17 protein-coding genes are annotated in these 21,443 nt (G+C 62.3%); all 17 read right to left on the bottom strand.

Going from position 1 to position 21,443, the window contains the following annotated elements:
* Window positions 1-6 precede the first annotated feature (6 nt).
* Window positions 7-1,257: a phosphoribosylamine--glycine ligase gene (gene purD, locus ABGT65_RS08925; protein ID WP_346701472.1), complete on the bottom strand. Its 1,251-nt coding sequence runs from the start codon at window positions 1,255-1,257 to the stop codon at window positions 7-9.
* A 19-nt stretch (window positions 1,258-1,276) separates the two neighbouring features.
* The gene (gene purH / locus ABGT65_RS08920; RefSeq protein ID WP_346701470.1) at window positions 1,277-2,806 is read right to left on the bottom strand and encodes a bifunctional phosphoribosylaminoimidazolecarboxamide formyltransferase/IMP cyclohydrolase; all 1,530 of its coding nucleotides are present in this window, start codon (window positions 2,804-2,806) and stop codon (window positions 1,277-1,279) included.
* Between the two features lie 4 nt (window positions 2,807-2,810).
* Complete coding sequence (purN, locus tag ABGT65_RS08915; protein WP_346701469.1) at window positions 2,811-3,383, bottom strand: phosphoribosylglycinamide formyltransferase; 573 nt, start codon at window positions 3,381-3,383, stop codon at window positions 2,811-2,813.
* A gap of 4 nt (window positions 3,384-3,387) precedes the next feature.
* The gene (gene purM / locus ABGT65_RS08910) at window positions 3,388-4,413 is read right to left on the bottom strand and encodes a phosphoribosylformylglycinamidine cyclo-ligase (RefSeq protein ID WP_346701467.1); all 1,026 of its coding nucleotides are present in this window, start codon (window positions 4,411-4,413) and stop codon (window positions 3,388-3,390) included.
* Window positions 4,414-4,440: 27 nt separating this feature from the next.
* Window positions 4,441-5,865, bottom strand: a complete 1,425-nt coding sequence (gene purF, locus ABGT65_RS08905; RefSeq protein WP_346701465.1) for an amidophosphoribosyltransferase — start codon at window positions 5,863-5,865, stop codon at window positions 4,441-4,443.
* Between the two features lies 1 nt (window position 5,866).
* On the bottom strand, window positions 5,867-6,583 hold the full coding sequence (purC, locus tag ABGT65_RS08900) for a phosphoribosylaminoimidazolesuccinocarboxamide synthase (RefSeq protein WP_346701463.1): 717 nt from the start codon (window positions 6,581-6,583) through the stop codon (window positions 5,867-5,869).
* A 36-nt stretch (window positions 6,584-6,619) separates the two neighbouring features.
* The gene (locus ABGT65_RS08895; RefSeq protein WP_346701462.1) at window positions 6,620-10,333 is read right to left on the bottom strand and encodes a phosphoribosylformylglycinamidine synthase; all 3,714 of its coding nucleotides are present in this window, start codon (window positions 10,331-10,333) and stop codon (window positions 6,620-6,622) included.
* A 28-nt stretch (window positions 10,334-10,361) separates the two neighbouring features.
* Window positions 10,362-11,453 (bottom strand): 5-(carboxyamino)imidazole ribonucleotide synthase, encoded by a 1,092-nt coding sequence (gene purK, locus ABGT65_RS08890; RefSeq protein ID WP_346703075.1) that lies wholly within the window; start codon window positions 11,451-11,453, stop codon window positions 10,362-10,364.
* A 183-nt stretch (window positions 11,454-11,636) separates the two neighbouring features.
* Window positions 11,637-12,107, bottom strand: a complete 471-nt coding sequence (gene purE, locus ABGT65_RS08885; protein WP_346701460.1) for a 5-(carboxyamino)imidazole ribonucleotide mutase — start codon at window positions 12,105-12,107, stop codon at window positions 11,637-11,639.
* 452 nt (window positions 12,108-12,559) lie between these two features.
* On the bottom strand, window positions 12,560-13,645 hold the full coding sequence (gene pyrB / locus ABGT65_RS08880; protein ID WP_346701458.1) for an aspartate carbamoyltransferase: 1,086 nt from the start codon (window positions 13,643-13,645) through the stop codon (window positions 12,560-12,562).
* A 13-nt stretch (window positions 13,646-13,658) separates the two neighbouring features.
* Window positions 13,659-14,291 carry an orotate phosphoribosyltransferase gene (gene pyrE, locus ABGT65_RS08875; RefSeq protein WP_346701456.1) on the bottom strand — a complete coding sequence of 211 codons (633 nt, stop codon included), beginning with the start codon at window positions 14,289-14,291 and terminating at the stop codon, window positions 13,659-13,661.
* Window positions 14,292-14,438: 147 nt separating this feature from the next.
* Window positions 14,439-14,699 (bottom strand): glutaredoxin domain-containing protein, encoded by a 261-nt coding sequence (locus ABGT65_RS08870; RefSeq protein WP_346701454.1) that lies wholly within the window; start codon window positions 14,697-14,699, stop codon window positions 14,439-14,441.
* Window positions 14,700-14,753: 54 nt separating this feature from the next.
* Complete coding sequence (pyrF, locus tag ABGT65_RS08865) at window positions 14,754-15,458, bottom strand: orotidine-5'-phosphate decarboxylase (RefSeq protein ID WP_346701452.1); 705 nt, start codon at window positions 15,456-15,458, stop codon at window positions 14,754-14,756.
* 11 nt (window positions 15,459-15,469) lie between these two features.
* Entirely contained in the window at window positions 15,470-16,417 is a 948-nt protein-coding gene (locus ABGT65_RS08860) for a dihydroorotate dehydrogenase (RefSeq protein ID WP_346701450.1), read from the bottom strand.
* Complete coding sequence (locus tag ABGT65_RS08855; protein ID WP_346701448.1) at window positions 16,411-17,151, bottom strand: dihydroorotate dehydrogenase electron transfer subunit; 741 nt, start codon at window positions 17,149-17,151, stop codon at window positions 16,411-16,413. Before ABGT65_RS08855 ends, ABGT65_RS08860 begins: the two co-directional genes overlap by 7 nt.
* Window positions 17,152-17,165: 14 nt before the next feature.
* The gene (carB, locus tag ABGT65_RS08850; RefSeq protein ID WP_346701447.1) at window positions 17,166-20,348 is read right to left on the bottom strand and encodes a carbamoyl-phosphate synthase large subunit; all 3,183 of its coding nucleotides are present in this window, start codon (window positions 20,346-20,348) and stop codon (window positions 17,166-17,168) included.
* A complete protein-coding gene (gene carA / locus ABGT65_RS08845) occupies window positions 20,341-21,432 on the bottom strand; it encodes a glutamine-hydrolyzing carbamoyl-phosphate synthase small subunit (protein ID WP_346701445.1) in 1,092 nt (363 codons plus the stop codon). The genes carB and carA overlap by 8 nt, the downstream gene beginning before the upstream one ends.
* Window positions 21,433-21,443: the final 11 nt, after the last annotated feature.

Raw genomic sequence — 21,443 nt, 5'->3', positions numbered from 1 at the left:
TTTTCGTTATTTTTCGTCCAAAGCCCAGTGTCCGATGTCGGTGCGGTGGAAAAGGTTGTCGCACCCGATGCGCGCCACATCACGCAGCGCCGCTTCGCGCGCCTCGGCCAGCGTGGCACCCCTCCCCACGACAAACAGCACCCGGCCGCCTGCCGTCACAATCCGGTCTCCGTCGGCCTTCGTACCCATGTGGTAGACCGTTCCCTCGACATTCTCAAGGCCCGTAATCTCGTGGCCCTTCTCATAGCTTCCGGGATACCCTTTCGAGGCCAGCACGATGCCCAGTGCCGGACGGGAATCCCACTCCAGACGGGCATCACCGCCGTCGGCCACGGCGCAGAAGATGTCGACGATGTCGCTCTTCAGACGCGGCAATACGACCTCCGTCTCGGGATCGCCGAAACGGGCGTTGAACTCGATGACCTTGATGCCCTGCGCCGTCTTCATCAGGCCGCCGTAGAGCACCCCTTCGAAGGGACAGCCTTCGGCAACCATCGCCTCGGCCGTCGGGCGCATGATCCGCTCCACGGCGAAGCGTTCGTCCTCCGCAGTGATGAACGGCAGCGGCGAATAGGCGCCCATGCCGCCCGTGTTGGGGCCCTGGTCGCCATCGAAGGCCCGCTTGTGGTCCTGCGAGAGCACCATGGGCCACACGCGGCTCCCCGAGACGAAGCACAGGAGCGAAAACTCCGGGCCTTCGAGGTAATCCTCGACGACGACCTTGCCCTCGCCGAACCTGTCGTCGAGCAGCATCTCCTTCAGGGCCGCATCGGCCTCCTCCATCGTTTGGGCAATCACCACGCCCTTCCCGGCCGCCAGTCCGTCGTACTTCAGCACCGCAGGGAACGGACGCCCGGCCACATAGTCGCGCGCCGCAACATACTCCGTGAAGGCACGGAATCCGGCCGTCGGGATCTCGTATTTGGCCATCAACTCCTTGGCAAACTCCTTCGACGACTCGATGCGGGCCGCCGCCTTCGTGGGACCGAAGATCCGCAGCCCCGCGGCCTTGAAGCAGTCAACGACTCCCGCCGCCAGCGCCACTTCGGGACCGACGACCGTCAGCCCGATGCCCTCCGCCGCGGCAAAGTCGCGCAGACGCTCCACCTCGGTCTCCCGGATGGCCACGCACTCGGCCTGACGCGCTATGCCCGCATTGCCGGGCGCGCAGAAGATCTTCTCCACCTGCGCCGAGCGCGAAAGCGCATCGACGATGGCGTGTTCGCGGCCTCCGCCGCCGATTACCAGTACTTTCATGGGCGTTCTGTTTTTCGGATCAGTGTTTGAAATGGCGCTCGCCGGTAAAACACATGGCGATGCCCTTCTCGTCGGCCTTGCGGATCGAATCCTCGTCACGCACCGACCCGCCCGGCTGCACGATGGCCGTCACGCCGTACTCGGCAGCCAGCGCCACGCAGTCGTCGAAGGGGAAGAAGCCGTCCGATGCCAGCACGATTCCCTCCGTCACACCGGCGGCACGGGCTTGATTCAGAGCCAGTTCAGCCGAACCGATGCGGTTCATCTGCCCGGCGCCGACGCCTAACGTACGGCCATCCTTCACGGCCACAATGGCGTTCGACTTCACGTGCTTGACGATTCTCCAGCCGAAATTCAGGTCGTCCATCTGCTCCGCCGCGGGCTGAGCCTTCGTGACGCACATGTCGGGCATCACCTCCCTGGTCGTCACGTCGAGGTCCTGCACCAGCAGGCCGCCGTTGACGCTTACGTACTGTTTCGGGTCCACGGCGCCCTTCGTCATGTCAACCTCCAGCAGCCGCAGGTTCTTCTTCGTGCAGAGCACCTCCAGCGCCCCTTCGTCGAACTTCGGAGCCATGATGATCTCCAGGAAGATGGGTTTCATCAGCTCGGCCGCCTCGCGCGTCACGGTGCAGTTCGTGGCAACGATACCGCCGAAGATCGAAACCTTGTCGGCCTCATAGGCCTTGGTCCACGCCTCGACGACATCCCGGCCCACGGCAGCCCCGCAGGGGTTCATGTGCTTCAGTCCGACGCAGAACGGACGGTCGAACTCCCGCACGATGCACAGCGCGGCATTGGCATCCTGGATATTGTTGTACGACAGCTCCTTGCCGTTCAACTGACGGGCAAAAGCCAGCGAGTAGGGCACCTTGTGCTCCTCACGGTAGAACTTCGCCCCCTGGTGCGGGTTCTCGCCGTAACGCAGCGACTGCACGAGGTCGAATTCCAGGAAGAGTTTTTCGTTCAGCCCCGCCTGCTTGCGCATGTAGGTGGCAATCATCGCGTCATACTCCGCCGTATGGGTATAGGCCTTGGCCGAGAGTTTCAGCCGCGTGGCCTTTTCGGTATTGCCCGAGGTGCGGATCTCCTCCAGCACCTGCGCGTAGTCCGCCGGATCGCACACCACCGTCACGTCGGCCCAGTTCTTCGCCGCCGAACGCAGCATCGAAGGTCCGCCGATGTCGATGTTCTCGATGGCGTCCTCCATCTTCACGTCCGGTTTGGCGATCGTCTGCCGGAACGGGTAGAGGTTCACGCACACCATGTCGATGAACTCGATATCGTTCTCCTTCAAGGCTTTCAGGTGCTCGGGATCATCGCGGCGCGCCAGCAGCCCGCCGTGGACCTTCGGATGGAGGGTCTTGACCCGCCCGTCGCAGATCTCCGGGAATCCCGTCACGTCGCTGATGTTGATGACCTCGACGCCGCTCTCCCGCAGCAGTTTCATCGTGCCGCCCGTGGCGATCACCTCCCAACCGAGTGCCCGGAGCCCCTTGGCGAACTCCACGACACCCGTCTTGTCGCTTACACTGATCAATGCTCGCATGTTGCTATTCTTTTTTTGCGTTCAATAATTTACCAATCGTTTCGACATAAAGCGGATATTCCACCGCATGGATCATCGGCTCCAGCTCCTCGATGTCGTGCCCCTCGTAGGGGAAGGCGCGCTGGGCGATGATCCGCCCGCCGTCGAGTTCGGCATCGACGTAATGGATCGTCACGCCGAAGACCTTGACGCCGTACTCCAGGGCCTGTTCGATGGCATGGGCACCGCGGAAGGCCGGCAGCAGCGAGGGGTGGATGTTGATGATCCGCCCCGCATAGGCTCCCAGCAGCACATCGCCCACGATCCGCATGTAACCGGCCAGACAGACCAGTTCGACCCCGGCGGCATCCAGCCGCGCGACGATCTCCCGTTCGTAGTCGGCCTTCGAGGCGTACTCCTTCGGGGCGAAGGCGAAGGTCACGACACCGTGGTTCCGGGCCCGTTCGATGACCCGCGCCCCGGGTTTGTCGCAGACCATCAGCACCACCTCCGCGGACAACTCGCCCCGCTCGCAGGCCGTTACGATGGCCTCGAAGTTCGTGCCGTTGCCGCTGGCGAAGACTGCAAGACGGTGCATGGCCCTATCGGATGACGACACTCCCGGTGTCCGTGACACGTCCGATGACCGAGGCGCGTTCGCCCTGTGCCTGAAGGATCTCGATGGCTTTCGGAGCCTCCGCGGCGTCCAGCGCGATGACCATGCCGATACCCATGTTGAAGATGTTGAACATCTCGCGGTGCGCCACCTTGCCGTACTTCTCCAGGAAGCGGAACACCGGCAGGATCTCCCACGAGCCCTCCTCGATCTCCAGCCCCTGCCCTTCGTGCAGGATACGCGGGATGTTCTCGTCGAAGCCGCCGCCCGTGATGTGGCTGATGCCGTGGACGTCGCACTGGCGGATCACTTCGAGGACCTGTTTCACGTAGATCTTCGTCGGCGTGAGCAGCACCTCGCCCAGAAGTTTGTTCGACAGTTCGGGATAGCTGCGGTGCAGGTCGAAATAGTTGTCGGCCACGATCTTGCGCACGAGGCTGAAGCCGTTCGAGTGGACGCCGCTCGACGCAATGCCCACCAGCACGTCACCCGTGCGGACCTTCGAGCCGTCGATCAGCTTCGACTTCTCGACCACGCCCACCGTGAATCCGGCAATGTCGTACTCCCCGTCGGCATACATGCCCGGCATCTCGGCCGTCTCTCCGCCCACCAGCGCGCAACCCGCCTGGCGGCACCCTTCGGCCACGCCCGCCACGATGGCCTCGATCTTCTGCGGCACGTTGTGCCCCACGGCCACGTAGTCGAGGAACAGCAGCGGTTCGGCACCCTGTGCCAGCACGTCGTTCACGCACATCGCCACGGCATCGATGCCGATCGTATCGTGTTTGTCCATCTGGAAGGCCAGCTTGAGTTTCGTACCCACGCCGTCCGTGCCGCTTACCAGCACCGGTTCCTTCACCTGCAGGGCCGAAAGGTCGAACATCCCGCCGAAAGCGCCGATATTGCCCATCACGCCCGTTCGGGCCGTCGAAGCCACGTGCTTCTTGATGCGCCGCACCACTTCGTAACCGGCTTCGAGGTTCACACCGGCCTTTTCATAACTTTGAGCCATAGTATTTATGGGTTTTAGATTCCTAACTCATTTGTTGTCCTTGTTGGCCTCCTCGACCGTCTGGTACAGGGCCGTGGGATACGATCCCGTGAAGCAGGCCATGCACAATTCGCTGTGGTTCCCGGCCTTCAGCAGCGAATCGGGAGAGAGGAACGACAGCGAATCGGCTCCGATCTCCTGACGCACCTCCTCGACATTCTTGCGCGCCGAGATCAGCTCGTCGTAGGTCGACGTGTCGACGCCGTAGAAGCAGGGGCCGATCATCGGAGGGCTGGCGATCCGCACGTGGACCTCGGTGGCCCCGGCCTCCTTGAGCATCGTGACGATGCGCCGCGAGGTCGTACCCCGCACGATCGAGTCGTCGACCAGCACCACGCGCTTGCCCCGCACGATCGAACGCACGGCCGAGAGCTTCATCCGAACACCCTTTTCGCGCAACTCCTGCGTCGGCTGGATAAAGGTCCGGCCGATATACTTGTTCTTGATCAGGCCCATTTCATAGGGCAGGCCGCTCTCCTCGGCATAACCCATCGCGGCGCTCAGACTCGAATCCGGAACGCCGACCACGATGTCGGCATCAGCCGGGGACTCCTGGCAGAGCAGACGCCCCGACTCCTTGCGGTAGGCGTGGACGTTGCACCCCTCGATGTCGCTGTCCGGACGCGCGAAGTAGATGTACTCCATCGAGCACATCTCGTGGCGCTTGTACTGCGAATAGTCGCGGCTGCGGATCCCCTGGCGGTCGATCGTGACGATCTCGCCCGGCTCGACGTCGCGCACGAACTCCGCACCCAGGACGTCGAAGGCGCACGTCTCGCTCGAAACCACCCATCCGTCGCCCAGACGCCCGATCGACAACGGACGCAGCCCGTACTTGTCCCGGCAGGCGTAGATGCGGTTGGCCGTCATGATCAGGAAGGCGAAGGCCCCCTCCAGCATGTTCAGCGCATCGATGATCGAAAAGATGCGCGGCCGGTCGTGGTAGCGTGTCTCCTTCTTGATCAGGTGGGCCAGGATCTCGCTGTCCGAGGTCGACTGGAAAAGGCTGCCCCGGTTTTCGAGATACTCGCGCAACAGGGCCGAATTGACGATGTTGCCGTTGTGCGCCAGGGCGAAATCGCCCGTATTGTGACGGAACAGGAACGGCTGGATGTTCTCCACCCCGCCGCCTCCGGCCGTCGTGTAGCGGACGTGGCCGATGGCCATCGAGCCCTTCAACGTGGCGAGTTTCTCCTCGTTGAAGACCTCCGTCACCAGACCGCTGCCCTTGATGCGTCGGAACGTGCCCTTCTCGTCGACCGAAACGATTCCGGCGCCCTCCTGTCCGCGATGCTGCAGGGCGTGCAGCCCGTAATAGGCCAGCGATGCGGCCCCGGGCACCCCGTAGATGCCGAAAACTCCGCACTCCTCGTGCAACTCACGGTCGCGGATTACCTCTTCTTCCCTCATCATCTTATTCGGTAATTTTCTTCAAACGTGCCAAAATCTCCTCGTAAGCCTCACGCACACGTCCCAGATCGCGGCGGAAACGGTCCTTGTCGAGCCGTTCGCCCGTGGTCATGTCCCACAGACGGCACGTGTCCGGCGACACCTCGTCGGCCAGCACGATCTCGCCGTCCGACGTGCGGCCGAACTCGATCTTGAAGTCCACCAGCGTGATGTTCATCCGGGCGAACAGCGATTTGAGAACCCCGTTGATCCGTGCCGCCATCCCGTAGATCCGCTCCAGCTCCTGGTAGGTCACCACCCCCAGCGCCACGGCATGGTGGTCGTTGATGAGCGGATCGCCCAGTTCGTCCCGCTTGTAGCAGATGTCGAAAATCGTGTTCGCGGGCTGCGTGCCCTCCTCGATGCCCAGGCGATGGGCCATCGAACCGGCGATGACGTTACGCACGATCACCTCCAGCGGAATGATCGACACCTTGCGGCACAACTGGTCGCGGTCGTTGAGCGTCTCGATATAATGGGTCTTCACCCCGGCCTTCTCCAACTCCTGGAAAATAATCGACGAAATGGCGTTGTTCAGCACCCCCTTGTTCTCGATCGTAGCCTTCTTGATGTTGTTGAAAGCCGTGGCGCTATCCTTGTAGCGGATGATGATCCGTTCGGGATCATCCGTTCGGAATACCTGCTTGGCTTTGCCCTCGTAGAGCATTTCGAGCTGTTTCATGAAGTCGTATCTTGCTGTTATGCTGTTATCGCGCAATTATTTTTTCCGGAAATAGGCCACGGCGTTCTCGAAGAGCGACTGCTGCTTGTTGCCGGCGATGTTCTTGAAGAGGTTCTCCTCCCAGCGTTCCGTGTGGCCCATCTTGCCGAGGATCTGGCCGTTCTTCGAGACGATGCCCTCGATGGCATACGACGAACCGTTGGGGTTGTACGGAGCCTCGGCCGTGGGACTCCCCTCGGCGTCGGCGTACTGGAAGGCCACCTGACCCGCCGCGAACAGTTCGTGGGCCAGCTCTTCGCTCACCACGAACTTCCCTTCACCGTGGCTGACGGCGATCGAGTGGAGGTCGCCGACGCGGAACGACGACAGCCACGGCGAGTTGGTCGAGGCCACGCGCGTCGTTACGATCTGCGAGATGTGGCGGTTGATGTCGTTGCGGAACAGCGTCGGGGACTCCTTCGTGACCATGCCCAAGCGACCGTAGGGCAGCAGGCCCGACTTGACCAGCGCCTGGAATCCGTTGCAGATGCCCAGAATCAGGCCGCCGCGGTCCAGCAGCGCGTGGATCTCCGTCATGATATCCCTGTTGTTCAAGACGTTGACGATGAACTTGGCGCTTCCGTCGGGTTCGTCGCCCGAGGAGAAGCCGCCGCTCAACACGAAGATGTGCGCCCGGCGGATGTGCTCCTTCATCTCGGCGATCGAACGCAGGATGTCATCCCCCGCGATGTTGCACAGCACGCTCATCTCCACCTCGGCGCCGGCCCGGCGGAACGCCTTCGCCGTATCGTAGTCGCAGTTCGTGCCGGGGAAGACCGGAATGTAGACCAGCGGGTGCTCGACGGCCTCGCCCGGATAGGTGAAGCGCTTCTCCGCCGGCTGCGAGGCCATTACCTCGGCCGAGTTCATGCCCTTGTCCGGGTAGACGGCCGCAAAACGCTCGGTATTGGCCCGGTAGAGCTCGTCGAGCGGCATCCGCACGCCGCCGAGCGTCACCGCCGCGTCGGCCACCGTGAAGCCCACAAGCTCCGCACGCGGATACTCCAGCGTCCCCTCGCACTCCACGAGGATCGAACCGTAGGCGTAGTCGTAGAGTTTCGACTCCTCCATCTCGACCTCCACGCCGATGCCGTTTCCGAAGGCCATCTTCGCCACGCCTTCGGCCACGCCGCCGAAGCCCACGGACCACGCCGCAAGGATCTTTCCTTCAGCGATCCGGTCGCTCACGAACGTGAAGTTCTCCTTCAACTGCGCCGTATCGGGCATCCAGTTCTCACGCGGCGTGTGGCGCACGAGGTACAACCGGTGTCCGGCCCCCTTCAGGTCGGTGGAGATCACCCTCCGCGCGTCGACCGTAGTGATGCCGAAAGCCATCAGCATCGGCGGCACGTTGATATGCTGGAACGTGCCCGACATCGAGTCCTTGCCGCCGATCGACGGAAGGCCCAGCTCGACCTGCATCTTCAGCGCTCCGAGCAGCGCGCTCAGCGGCTTGCCCCACGACTCGGCATCCCGGGTCATGCGCTCGAAGTACTCCTGGTACGAATAGCGCATCCGCTCGTAGCGGGCGCCCGACGCCACGACCTTCGCCGCAGCCTCCACCACGGCGTAGGCCGCCCCGTGGTAGGGGCTCCACTTCGCCACGAAGGGGTTGTAGCCGAAGGCCATCACACTGGCCGTATCCGTATAGCCGTCCGTCGGGAGCTTCTGCACCGAAACCTGCGTCTCGCTGCGCTGCGTCCGCCCGCCGAAGGGCATCAGCACCGTCGAGCGGCCGATCGTCGAGTCGAACATCTCGATCAGACCCCGCTGCGAAACCACGTTGTCATCCTTCAGGTTATTGGCAAAGCGTTCGGACGCCGTGGCACCCGCGACCGTCCGTTCGAAGGGGTTGCGGTTCTCCACCCCGCCGATCTTCGCCTCGGCGTAGTGCTTCGCACCGGCGCTGTCGATGAACGCACGGCTCAGGTCCACGACCTTCCGGTCGCCCTTGAACATCCGCATCCGCGCCGTATCCGTCACGTCGGCCACGTGAACCGCCTCGATATTCTCCTCGCGGCAGTAACCCATGAACTCCTCCATGTCCCCGGCCTCCACGACCACCGACATGCGCTCCTGCGACTCGCTGATCGCCAGCTCCGTGGAGTTCAGGCCGCTGTATTTCGTCTTCACCCGGTCGAGGTAGATGTCCAGGCCGTCGGCCAGCTCGCCGATCGCCACGCTCACGCCGCCCGCGCCGAAGTCGTTCGATTTCTTGACGAGGCGCGTCACCTCCGGGCGGCGGAACAGCCGCTCGAGTTTCCGCTCCTCGGGAGCGTTGCCCTTCTGCACCTCGCTGCCGCACGTCTCCAGCGACCTGGCATCGTGCTCCTTCGACGAACCCGTCGCTCCGCCGATGCCGTCGCGGCCCGTCCGGCCGCCGAACATGATGATCTTGTCCCCCGGAGCCGGGCGTTCGCGCCGCACGTTCTCCGCCTTTACGGCCCCGACCACGGCCCCGACCTCCAGTCGCTTGGCCACGTAATCCGCGTGGTAGATTTCGCGCACGTGCGTCGTCGCCAGGCCGATCTGGTTGCCGTAGCTCGAATAACCAGCCGCGGCCTTCTTCGAGATGACGCTCTGCGGCAGTTTCCCGGGAAGCGTCTCCGAAACCGGCAGGTAGATGTTCCCGGCGCCCGTCACGCGCATCGCCTGGTAGACGTAGCTGCGACCCGACAGCGGGTCGCGGATCGCACCTCCGAGGCAGGTCGACGCACCGCCGAAGGGTTCGATCTCCGTCGGGTGGTTGTGCGTCTCGTTCTTGAACTGCAGCAACCACCGTTCCGTCCCGCCGTCCACGTCAACATCCACGTAGATCGAGCAGGCGTTGTTCTCCTCCGAGACCTCCAGATCGTCCAGCAGCCCCTTCTGCTTCAGGTAGCGGGCTCCGATCGTCGCCATGTCCATCAGGCAGATGCTCTTGTGCTCGCGGCCCAGTTCGCGGCGGATCCGCAGGTACAGGGCCAGCGAATCCTCGATCTCCTCCTTCACGAACGACTCCTCGACCGTAATCCCTTCGAGTTCGGTCGTGAAGGTCGTATGGCGGCAGTGGTCGCTCCAGTAGGTATCCAGAATGCGCAGCTCCGTCTCGAAGGGATCGCGCCCCTCCCCGCGGAAGTATTTCACCACTTCGTAGAGGTCGTCGGCATTCATCGCCAGTCCCATCCGCTTGCAGTAAGGCTCCAACTCGTCGTCCTTCATCTCCCGAAATCCCTCCAGCACCTGGACCGGCTTCACCTCGGCCTGCTCCATGTCCGTCAGCACCGAAAGGTCCTTTTCGCGCGACTCCACGGCGTTGATATAGTAGTGGCGGATCCGGGCCAGCTCCTCTTCGGTCACGCTGTCATCGAACAACAGCAGCTTGGCCGAGCGGATGTTCACCTGCGCCTCGGGGTCGATCAGCCGCACGCAGTCCACCGCCGAAGCGGCCCGCTGGTCGAACTGCCCGGGCAGGCACTCCACAGCGATGTATTTGCGGCCCGCAAGGTCGCACGTATCGCTCACCTCATCGGTCACCACTTCGCCGAAGACCGTGTAACGGCTCTTTTCGAGCAGCTCCTCCGTGAAGCCGAACAGATCGTAGATGTTCAGCAGGCGCAGTTCGCGCAGCGTGAGGTTCAGATTCGTGTTCAGTTCGCGCCGAAGACTCTCCGCCTCCACCCGGAAGCGCGGCAGTTTCTCGACGAAAATACGATAGTTGGTCGTGTTCATTTATTGTGTGGTTTGTCTTGCTCTATGTTCATTTCACGAAACGGCCGGCCCACTGCCGCTCGTACTCCTCGCCCGTTATTCCGACGAAGGTAATATGGCCCATCTTGCGCTTCGGACGGCTCTCCGTCTTGCCGTAGATATGGACGTAGGTGTCCGGACGGCCCTCCCGCGCCACGGCCCGCGCCGCTTCGAGGTCCTGGCCCAGGATGTTCTTCATCACCGTCGGGGCCACCAGCCGCGGTTCCTGCAACGGCTCGCCGATCAAATAACGCACCAGTTCGCGGAACTGGTTCGTCGTGCACCCCTCAATCGTGTAGTGGCCCGAGTTGTGGGGGCGCGGCGCCATCTCGTTGAAGTAGATCTCCCCGCCCCGGATGAAGTACTCGATGGCGAGGATGCCTTCGTAACCGCACGAACGCATGAAGTGCTCGCTCTGCGCCTTCATCCGCGCCAACACCTCCGCGTCGGCCGCCGCCGGGACGATCGACAGGTCGAGAATGCCGTCGCGGTGGATGTTCCGACCCACGGGGAAGCTCACCACATGCTCCTTGTCGGCCACCATCACGATGCTCGCTTCCGAGTCGAACGGGATGAACTCCTCCAGAATGCATGGGACCGTCAGCAGCGGCAATGCCCGTTCGATATCGGCCTCGCTCTTCAGGACCAACTGTCCGTGGCCGTCGTAGCCCAGCGTGCGGGTCTTCAGTACCGCCGGGAGGCCCAGTTCGCGCACCGCGGCCCGCAGCGACGTTTCATCATCCGCGGCCGCAAAACCCGGAGTTTGCAATCCGTGGTTGCGGGCATTCGTCTTTTCGCGCAGACGGTCCTGCGAATCATAGAGCGGTTTATAACCCTGCGGGATGTTGTATTTCCCGCACAGCGGGATCAGGATCTCGCCCGGAACGTTCTCGAATTCGTAGGTCACCACGTCGCTCATGCGGCACAACCGTTCGAGCGCCGCGGCATCGTCGTAGGCTGCCACGATATGGTCGTCGCAAACCCGGAAGGCCGGAGCATCCGGCGCCGGGTCGAGGGCCACAGCCCGCACGCCCAGCACATGGGCCTGTTCGGCGATCATCAGCCCCAGCTGTCCGCCTCCGATAATTCCAATGGTCTTCATCTTTTCCGGACTTTTCGTTGTTCCCGTCTCTCCGCGGGTCTGGTTCTCCTCCTGCCCCATCTCCAACTTCTCCTGTTCCTCGCCACGGGTCTTGTTCTCCTCCTGTCGTCCCATCTCCAACTTCTCCTGCTCCTCCCCGCGGGTCTTGTTCTCCTCCATCTGGCGTCTCCCCCCCCCCTCGGATCAGTTCAGTTCGGCTTTCAGGACATCGGCGGTCTGTTTGGCCCGGAAGGCTTCGAGCTTCGCCGCCAGCGTCGTGTCCTGCAGCGCCAGGATCGAAACGGCAATCAGTGCGGCGTTTTTGGCTCCGTTGATTGCGGTCGTGGCCACGGGAACCCCCGCAGGCATCTGCACGATCGACAGCAGCGAATCCAGGCCGTTCAGGGCCCGCGATTTCACCGGAACCCCCACCACCGGCAGCGTCGTCATCGAGGCCACCATGCCCGGAAGGTGCGCCGCACCCCCCGCTCCGGCGATAATCACGCCGATACCGCGCTCCCTGGCCGTCTTGGCATATTCGCACAGCAGGTCCGGAGTCCGGTGGGCACTGACCACCCGTTTTTCAAACTCCACACCGAACGATTCGAGCATCGCAACGGCTTCGGACATCACGTCATAATCGCTCACCGAGCCCATAATAACGCCTACTTTCATAGCCTTATCGAATTTACAGATTTGTTCGAAAATCAAAAAAACAGACCGCCACGACATCGCATGTCATGGCGGTCCGGTATCTATCCAAGGACTCCGCAGGCAGGCATCTGCCACCCCCGGGACTGCGCACACTGCATCCGTTGACACACCAACGAATGAAACACAGCGGCATGGCCCTGTCGTCTCTTCCGTTCGCGCCGGGAGAAAGATTCATTCCGCCCCAAGCGGTCCAAGATGCAGTCTGGAATCATCAACTTAACCCAACTGTTAAAACATCGTTACAAAAGTAGCGCTTTTCACCCGACTTTCAAAATCCACGGGACGAATTAATATCGACAATTTATCCACAATCCGGCCCGGGTCCCACGGCACACCCCGGGTTCCGAACGCCCCCCTGGAGCGAAATCCTCCGCAGCAGCCAGGAGCTTTCCGCCGCCCATCCCCACAGCCCGCTACCGCGCCTTCGCCTCGCAGTAGGCGCAGCGGCACGTGCCGTCGGGCATCCGGCGGAACAGCTGGTCCACATCCTCCGTCGCAGAAATGCAGCGCCGGTTCGGGCATACCAGTTCGTTGACGATGTACTCCTCGTTGAAAACCGGCGTATGTGCGAACGGCCGATTCTCGTCCGCCCATCGCAGCAGCGTCAGGATCAGCGACATACGCACGAACTTGCCGTTCTCGACCTGCCGGAAGTAAGCCGCACGCGGGTCGTTGTCCACCGCCCGCGTGATCTCGTTCACGCGCGGCAGCGGGTGCAGGATCGTCATGTCCGCCTTCGCCGTGCGCAGCTTCTCGGGATTCAGTACGAAGCTGTTCTTCACCCGGTCGAACTCCTCTTCGTCCAGGAAGCGTTCCTTCTGCACGCGCGTCATGTAGAGGATGTCCAGCTCGGGCATCACCTCCTCCATCGTGCGCACCTCGCGGAACGTAAGCTTCGAGTTGGCCTGCATCTCCTGCAGCATGTAGTCCGGCAGGCGCAGCTCCTCGGGAGAAATCAGGATCACCTCGATACCCTCGTAGCGCGACAACGCCTTGATCAACGAATGCACCGTGCGGCCGAACTTCAGGTCACCGCAGAAACCGATCGTCATGTGGTCGAAACGCCCCTTCTCGCGCTTGATCGTCAGGAGATCCGTGAGCGTCTGCGTCGGGTGCGAGTGGCTCCCGTCCCCGGCGTTGATCACCGGGACCCCCGCGTACTGCGACGCCACGAGCGGCGCCCCCTCCTTGAAGTGGCGCATGGCGATGATGTCCGCAAAGCAGCGAATCACACGAACCGTGTCGGCCACCGTCTCGCCCTTCGATACCGACGACGAGTTGGCGTCCGAAAAACCGATCACCTGTCCGCCCAGTTCGAGCATTGCCGACGTGAAACTCAGGCGCGTGCGGGTCGAAGGCTCGTAGAAGAGCGTCGCCAGCTTCTTGCCCTTGCACGCTTCGCTGTATTTCGACCGGTTGGCGATGATGTCTTCGGCCAGGGCTACGATCTGCTCGGTCTCCTGCACCGTCAGATCCGTCGGGTCTATCAAATGTCGCATCATATCCTCGTTTTTAACGGTTCATCCACGATTCGTCCGACGGATTGTCGCGGAACTGCAACAGACGCTCCTTGTCCTCCGCCCGAATGTAGCCCTCCTCGGCCGCGACCTCCACCAGTGCGTCGAGATTCGAAAGGCTGTAGTTCACGACCTTCGCCTCCTTCAGCCGGTCGAGGCCCTTCTTCATCCCGTAGGTGAAGATCGATGCCACGCCCAGCACCTCGGCTCCCGCCTCGCGCAGGGCGTTCACCACCTCGATGCACGACCCCGCCGTTGAGATCAGGTCCTCGATCACCACCACCTTCTGGCCTTTTTCCAACCGGCCCTCGATCTGGTTGCCGCGCCCGTGGTCCTTCGACCCCGAACGCACGTAGCCCATCGGCAGATCGAGGATCGTCGCCGTGATGGCCGCATGGGCAATCCCGGCCGTCGAGGTCCCCATCAGCACCTCCGCTTCGGGGTACTTCGTGCGCACGATCTCCGCAAGACCCGCCTCGACGTGTTTGCGGACCTCCGGAGCCGTCAGCGTCAAACGGTTGTCGCAATAGATCGGGCTCTTGATGCCGCTGGCCCATGTAAACGGCTGTTCCGGGCGCAGAAAGACTGCGCCGATCGACAGCAAATCCCTGGCAATAGCTTTTTCCATATTTGTCGTATGCTTTTCGTGTTTTTCATTATTTCAGCCCCGGGTCCCGAACGGTCCGGCTGTCCGGGATCAAGCCCTGGCCCCGAGGTCCAAACAATCCGGCTGCCCGGGATCGAGCCCCAGGCCCCGGGTCCGCAGTTCCCGTCCCTACTCCAGCGCCCGGCGCAGCACCGCCTCCACCTCGTCGGGGTAGATGCCACCCTCGTGGACCTTCTCCCCGCCGACGTAGAAGGTCGGCACGTAGTAGTAATCGTACTGGTCGGCCACCGCAGGCTCCTCCGACTCCTCGATCATCTCGATCTCGATCGGAGCCAGTTCGGGATGGGCCGCCTTCGCCTCCTCGATGTAGCGCAGCGCCTTCTTGCAGAAGGGGCACGTCTTCAGATAAAACAGTTTGACTGGTTTCATGACGGTTCACATTTTTCGGTTGTCCGACGTCCGGTGCAAAAAATCGGCCGGAGGCTATCCGACGAACTCCGCCACACAGCGGCGGTAGGCCGCCACGGGATCCGCCGCCGCCGTGATCGGGCGACCGACGACGATAAAATCCGAACCGATCTTCCGCGCCCGGGCCGGAGTCGTCACACGAACCTGGTCCGCCACGTCGCCGTCGGCAAACCGAACGCCCGGCGTTACGGTCAGGAACTCCGTGCCGCACGCCTCGTGGACCATCCCCGCCTCCAGCGGCGAGCAGACCACGCCGTCCAGTCCGGCTTCGCGCGTATTCTGCGCATACTTGACGATCGTGTCGTTGATCGACGCCCCGATCAGCAGCTCGCGCTGCATCCGCTCCTCGCTCGTCGAGGTCAGCTGCGTCACGGCAATCAGCAGCGGCCGCGTGCCGTCCTCGCGCGTGAGCCCCTCCAGCGCCGCCCGCATCATCTCGATCGTCCCCGCGGCGTGGACGTTGCACATGTCCACGTCCAGGCGCGACAGCACCGCCATCGCCTTCTTCACCGTGTTGGGAATGTCGTGGAGCTTCAGGTCGAGGAAGATCCGGTGCCCCCGGCGCTTGATCTCCCGTACGATCGACGGGCCCTCGGCATAGTAGAGCTCCATGCCGATCTTCAGAAAGGGTTTGCGCACCTCGTCCCGGAAGAGGTCGAGGAAGCGGAAGGTATCCTCCGCGGATTTGAAATCACAGGCAATGATAACGTCTCGTTCCATATTCTTCGATACTATGCTATACCTATTATGTCCGACAGGCTGTCAATACCCAGCCGCCGCATCTCCCCGGGCAGCGCCTCGACGATCTCCTTCGAGGCGTAGGGGTTCACCAGATTCGCGGCGCCCACCTGCACGGCCGTGGCGCCCGCCATCATCATCTCGATCACGTCGCGCGCCGACTGCACGCCCCCGCACCCTATGACCGGGATCCGGCACGCCTTCGAGACCTGGTAGACCATCCGCAGGGCCAGCGGGAAGACCGCAGGACCCGAAAAACCGCCCATCGTGTTGGCAATCACCGGACGGCGGCGGCGGATGTCGATGCGCATCCCCAGCAGCGTATTGATCAGCGAGATGCCGTCGGCCCCCGCCTCCTCGCACGCCCGGGCGATCGAAACGATGTCCGTAACGTTGGGCGAGAGTTTCACGAAGACCGGTTTCGTCGTCACGGCCTTCACCGCCCGCGTCACCTCCGCGGCCGTCTCCGGGCTGTTGCCGAACGACATGCCCCCGTGCCGCACGTTCGGACACGAGACATTCACCTCGATGATCCCGACCTGCTCCTGCTTGTCGATCCGTTCGCAGCAATAGGCGTACTCCTCGACCGAAAAGCCCGAGATGTTGGCGATCACCGGCTTGCGGAAGAACTGACGCAGGCGCGGCAGCTCATGCCGGATCACGGCGTCGATGCCCGGATTCTGAAGCCCGACGGAGTTGATCATACCCGCCGTACATTCGGCGATGCGCGGCGTCGGGTTCCCGAAGCGCGGCTCGCGCGTCGTCCCCTTGAACGAGAACGAACCCAGGATGTTGATGTCGTAGAAATCCTTGAACTCATAGCCGTAGCCGAACGTCCCGCTGGCCGGAACCACCGGGTTGTCCAGCCGCAGGCCGCACAGTTCAACCGAAGTGTCCACCTCCGTGACCGTTCCTTCGGGCACTATCTGCTTCCCTACCATATAATCTCTCCTTTCTGCAGCACCGGGCCCTCCCGGCAGATGCGTTTGTTGCCGTATTTCGTCTTGCACGTGCAGCCCATGCAGGCCCCGAATCCGCACCCCATGCGCTCCTCGAACGACATCTGTCCGTCCTGTTCCACGGCATTGTAGAGCGCGTGGAGCATCGGAAGCGGACCGCAGGCATAGAAGTAGTCGAAATTCAGGCCCGCCGCGGCGATGGCCGTCGTCACGAAGCCCTCGATGCCCCGCGAACCGTCGGCCGTAGCCACCGTCACGTGGCACCCCAGGGCCCGGAACTCCTCCTCGTAGAAGACCTCCGAAGCCGTGTTGAAGCCCAACACCACCTCGACCGGCTTCCCTTCGGCAAGCAGCCGGCGAGCCAGTCCGTAGAGCGGGGGGACCCCCACGCCCCCGCCGACCAGCAGCGGCCGGCGCGCATTGTTGTTCGTCGAAAAGCCGTTCCCGAGACCCGTCAGCAGGTCGAGCTCCGCGCCCGCCTCCAGACGGCTCATCTGCTCCGTACCCTCGCCCACGACCTTGTAGATCAGCGTGAGCGTGCCCTCGTCGCAGTCGCACACCGAAATCGGACGGCGCAGGTACTTCCCCTCCAGCGCGATGTTCACGAACTGTCCCGGCACCGTAATCCACTGTGTGTCGCCCGCAAGCCGCATCCGCCACACCGTCTCCGTCAGCCGTTCGTTCGCCTCGATCCGATAAACCCCCTTCTTGTACATGGTTCTTACGGAATTTATTTCGCGTCGATCGTCGAGACCCGCAGCGTGATCTCCTCCAGCACGTCCAGCAGCACCTTCACCGTCTCCAGCGCCGTGAAGACCGTCACGTTGTTCTCAACGGCCGTGCGGCGGATCTCATAGCCATCCAGGCGCGTGTTGTGCTGGTTGATGTCGATCGTATTGATTACATAGCTGATATGTCCCTGGCGAAGGGCGTCGATGATCTCGTTGCTCCCCTCATTCAGCTTGCGCCGCGTCCGCGTGCGGATCCCGTGCTCGCGCAGGAACTCCGCCGTGCCGGTCGTCGCCTCGATGTTGAAGCCCAGGTCGTAGAAACGCTTCACCAGAGGAAGCGCCTGCTCCTTGTCCTGATCGGCAATCGTCACGAACACAGTCCCGTAGTTCGAAACGTGCATCCCCGTCGCCTGCAGCGCCTTGTACAGGGCCCGCGTCAGCTTGTCGTCATAGCCGATCGCCTCGCCCGTCGACTTCATCTCCGGCGAAAGGTACGAATCCATACCCCGGATCTTCGCAAACGAGAACGCCGGAGCCTTCACGTACCAGCGCGCCTTCTCCGCACCGTACACCTGCGTGTAACCCAGCTCGCGGAGCTTCTTGCCCAGGATCACCTGTGTGGCGATGTGCGCCATCGGAACCCCCGTCGACTTCGACAGGAACGGAACCGTGCGCGACGACCGCGGATTCACCTCGATGACATAGACGTCGTCGTCGCCCGCCACGATGAACTGGATGTTATAAAGTCCCACGATGCCGATCCGAAGACCCAGACGAACCGTGTAGTCGATGATCTTCTCCTTGGCCTTCTGGCTCACGCTGAACGTCGGATAGACGCTGATCGAGTCGCCCGAGTGGATACCCGTGTGCTCGACGTGCTCCATGATGCCAGGGATGAAGACATCCTTCCCGTCGCAGATCGCGTCGACCTCCAGCTCCTTGCCCATGATGTAACGGTCCACCAGCACCGGCTGGTCCACGTTCACCTCCACGGCCGTCTGCAGGTAGTGGCGCAGCCGCTCCTCGTTCGAGACGATCTGCATCGCACGCCCGCCCAGCACGTAGCTCGGACGAACCAGGACCGGATAGCCGATTCGCGAAGCGGCCTTCACTCCCGCCTCGATGTCCGTCACCGCCTCGGCCTCCGGCTGCGGGATCCCCAGCTCCTCCATGATCCGCTCGAAGCACCCGCGGTCCTCGGCATTCTTGATCGCCTCGCAGTCCGTACCGATGATCGGAACCCCCAGCTCTGCCAGCGGCTCCGCCAGGTTGATCGCCGTCTGTCCGCCCAGCGACACCACGATCGCCTGCGGCTTTTCCAGGTGGATGACGTTCATCACGTCCTCGACCGTCAGCGGCTCAAAGTAGAGCTTGTCGCTCGTCGTGTAGTCCGTCGAGACGGTCTCCGGGTTGTTGTTGATGATGATCGCCTCGTAGCCCGCCTCGCGGATCGACCAGATCGCGTGCACCGTCGAATAGTCGAATTCCACGCCCTGGCCGATGCGGATCGGGCCCGAACCCAGCACGATGATCTTCTTCTTGTCGCTCACCTTCGACTCGTTCTCCTCCTCGTAGGTCGAGTAGAAGTAGGGAACGTAGGACGAAAACTCGCTCGCACACGTGTCGATCATCTTGTAGACCGGGAAGATGTCGTGCTTCTCGCGCAGACGGTACATCTCATGCTGCGAAAGGCCCCACAACTGACCGATATACTTGTCGCTGAAGCCCATGCGCTTGGCCTCACGAAGCGTATCCACATCCATCGGATGTGCGCGGACCACCTTCTCGAACTCCACGATGTTCTTGAACTTTTCCAGGAAGAACATGTCGATTTTCGTCTTGTCGTAGATCAGCGCCAGGTCCACGCCCCCGCGGATCAGCTGCGCAATGGCGTAGAGACGGTCGTCCGTGCCGATCTTGATGTAATCCAGCAGGTCGTCGTTCGTCCACGAGTCGAACTTCTTGTGGTAGATGTGGCAGACACCCGTCTCCAGCGAACGCACCGCCTTCAACAGCGACTCCTCCATCGTGCGGCCGATCGACATCACCTCGCCCGTGGCCTTCATCTGCGTGCCCAGCTTGTTCGAGGCGTCCGAGAACTTGTCGAACGGGAAGCGGGCCACCTTCGTCACCACGTAGTCCAGCGTCGGCTCGAACGACGCCGGCGTGTTGGCGATGCGGATTTCGTCGAGCGTCAGCCCCACGGCGATCTTCGCACTCACACGCGCAATCGGGTAGCCCGAGGCCTTCGACGCCAGGGCCGACGAACGCGACACGCGCGGGTTCACCTCGATCAGGTAGTATTTGAACGAGAGCGGATCCAGCGCGAACTGCACGTTGCAGCCCCCCTCGATCTTCAGCGCACGGATGATCTTCAGCGCCGAGTCGCGCAGCATCTGGAACTCCTTGTTGGTCAGCGTCTGGCTCGGGGCCACGACGATCGAGTCGCCCGTATGGATGCCCACCGGGTCGATGTTTTCCATGCAGCAGATGCTGATCGCCGTATCGTTGTGGTCGCGCATCACCTCGAACTCGATCTCCTTGTAGCCCTTGATGCTCTTCTCGACGAGCACCTGGTGCACCGGCGAAAGCGACAGTCCGTTGCGCATCATCTCGCGCAACTGCGCCTCGTCGTCGGCAAAGCCGCCGCCCGTACCGCCCAGCGTGAAGGCCGGACGCAGCACCACCGGGTAGCCGATTCGTGCGGCAACCTCCACGCCCTCCTCGACCGTTGTGGCAATCTCCGAAGGAAGCACCGGCTCGCCCAGCGACTCGCACAGTTCCTTGAAGAGCTCGCGGTCCTCGGCCCGCTCGATCGAGTCGAACGACGTGCCCAGGATCTCCACCTGGCACTCCTTCAGGATCCCCTTCTTGGCCAGCTGCACCGCCAGGTTCAGACCCGTCTGTCCGCCCAGACCCGGGACGATGGCGTCCGGACGCTCGTAGCGGATGATCTTCGCCACGTACTCCAGCGTCAGCGGCTCCATGTAGACCTTGTCCGCAATATGCGTGTCGGTCATAATGGTGGCCGGATTCGAATTGGCGAGGATCACCTCGTAACCCTCCTCCTTGAGCGCCAGGCACGCCTGCGTGCCCGCATAGTCGAACTCCGCGGCCTGGCCGATCACGATCGGGCCCGACCCGATCACCATTACCTTTCTGATATCTTTTCTCTTAGGCATGTCTGTACTCCTCCATGATTTTAGTGAACTTATTGAACAGATAGGCGCTGTCCTGAGGACCCGAAGCGCTCTCCGGATGGTACTGCATCGAGAAGACGCCCTCCGCGGCGCACTCCACGCCTTCGGCCGTGCCGTCCAGCAGGTTGACGTGCGTAAGCGTCAGTCCCGTGCCCTTCAGCGAGTCGATATCCACCGCATAGCTGTGGTTCTGGCTCGTGATCTCCAGCTTCCCCGTCACCAGGTTCTTCACCGGATGGTTCGCACCCCGGTGCCCGAACTTCATCTTGAAGGTCTTCGCCCCGTAGGCCAGCGAGATCAGCTGGTGACCCATGCAGATCCCGAAGATCGGAAGACGGCCCCGCAGCTGCTTCACCAGCTCGATCACCGACGTCACGTCCGCCGGGTTGCCGGGACCGTTCGACAGCACGATGCCGTCCGGACGGAAGGCCAGGACCTCCTCCACGGTCGAGTTGTACGGCATCACGATCACGTTGCACCCCACCCGGTTCAGCAACCGGACGATGTTGTACTTGATGCCGCAGTCGATCGCAACCACATCGTACTTGTGGTTCGCCACACGCGACATCCAGCGTTTCTTGCAGCTCACGCGCGAAACCATGTCATGCGGCATCTCGTAGGCCTTCAGGCGGGCCAAAGCCTCCTCGCGAGGCGTCGCGGCATCGGTGATGATCACCTTCTGGGTGCCCTCGTCGCGGATGATCCGCGTCAGCGCCCGCGTGTCAACCCCCGAAATCGCCGGAATGTCATACTCCTCGAAAACCTCGTTCAGCGTCTTCGTATAGCGGAAGTTCGACGGAAGGTCGTTGTACTCCCGAACGATCATCCCGCCGATGGTCGGCGTCTTCGTCTCATAGTCGTCGTCCGTCATACCGTAGTTGCCGATCAGCGGGTAGGTCATCACCACCATCTGGTCCGTGTACGACGGGTCGGACATGATCTCCTGGTACCCCACCATCGAGGTATTGAAGACGATCTCGTTGATGGCCTCGCGGTCGGAGCCGAACCCGAATCCGTAGAACTCGCGGCCATTCTCCAAGACAATTTTTTTCGTAAAAGCTTTCATCCTTGTCTGTC

This window comes from uncultured Alistipes sp. (genome assembly GCF_963931675.1).
Lineage (GTDB): Bacteria > Bacteroidota > Bacteroidia > Bacteroidales > Rikenellaceae > Alistipes.
This window is presented reverse-complemented; position numbering and strand designations above follow the sequence as displayed.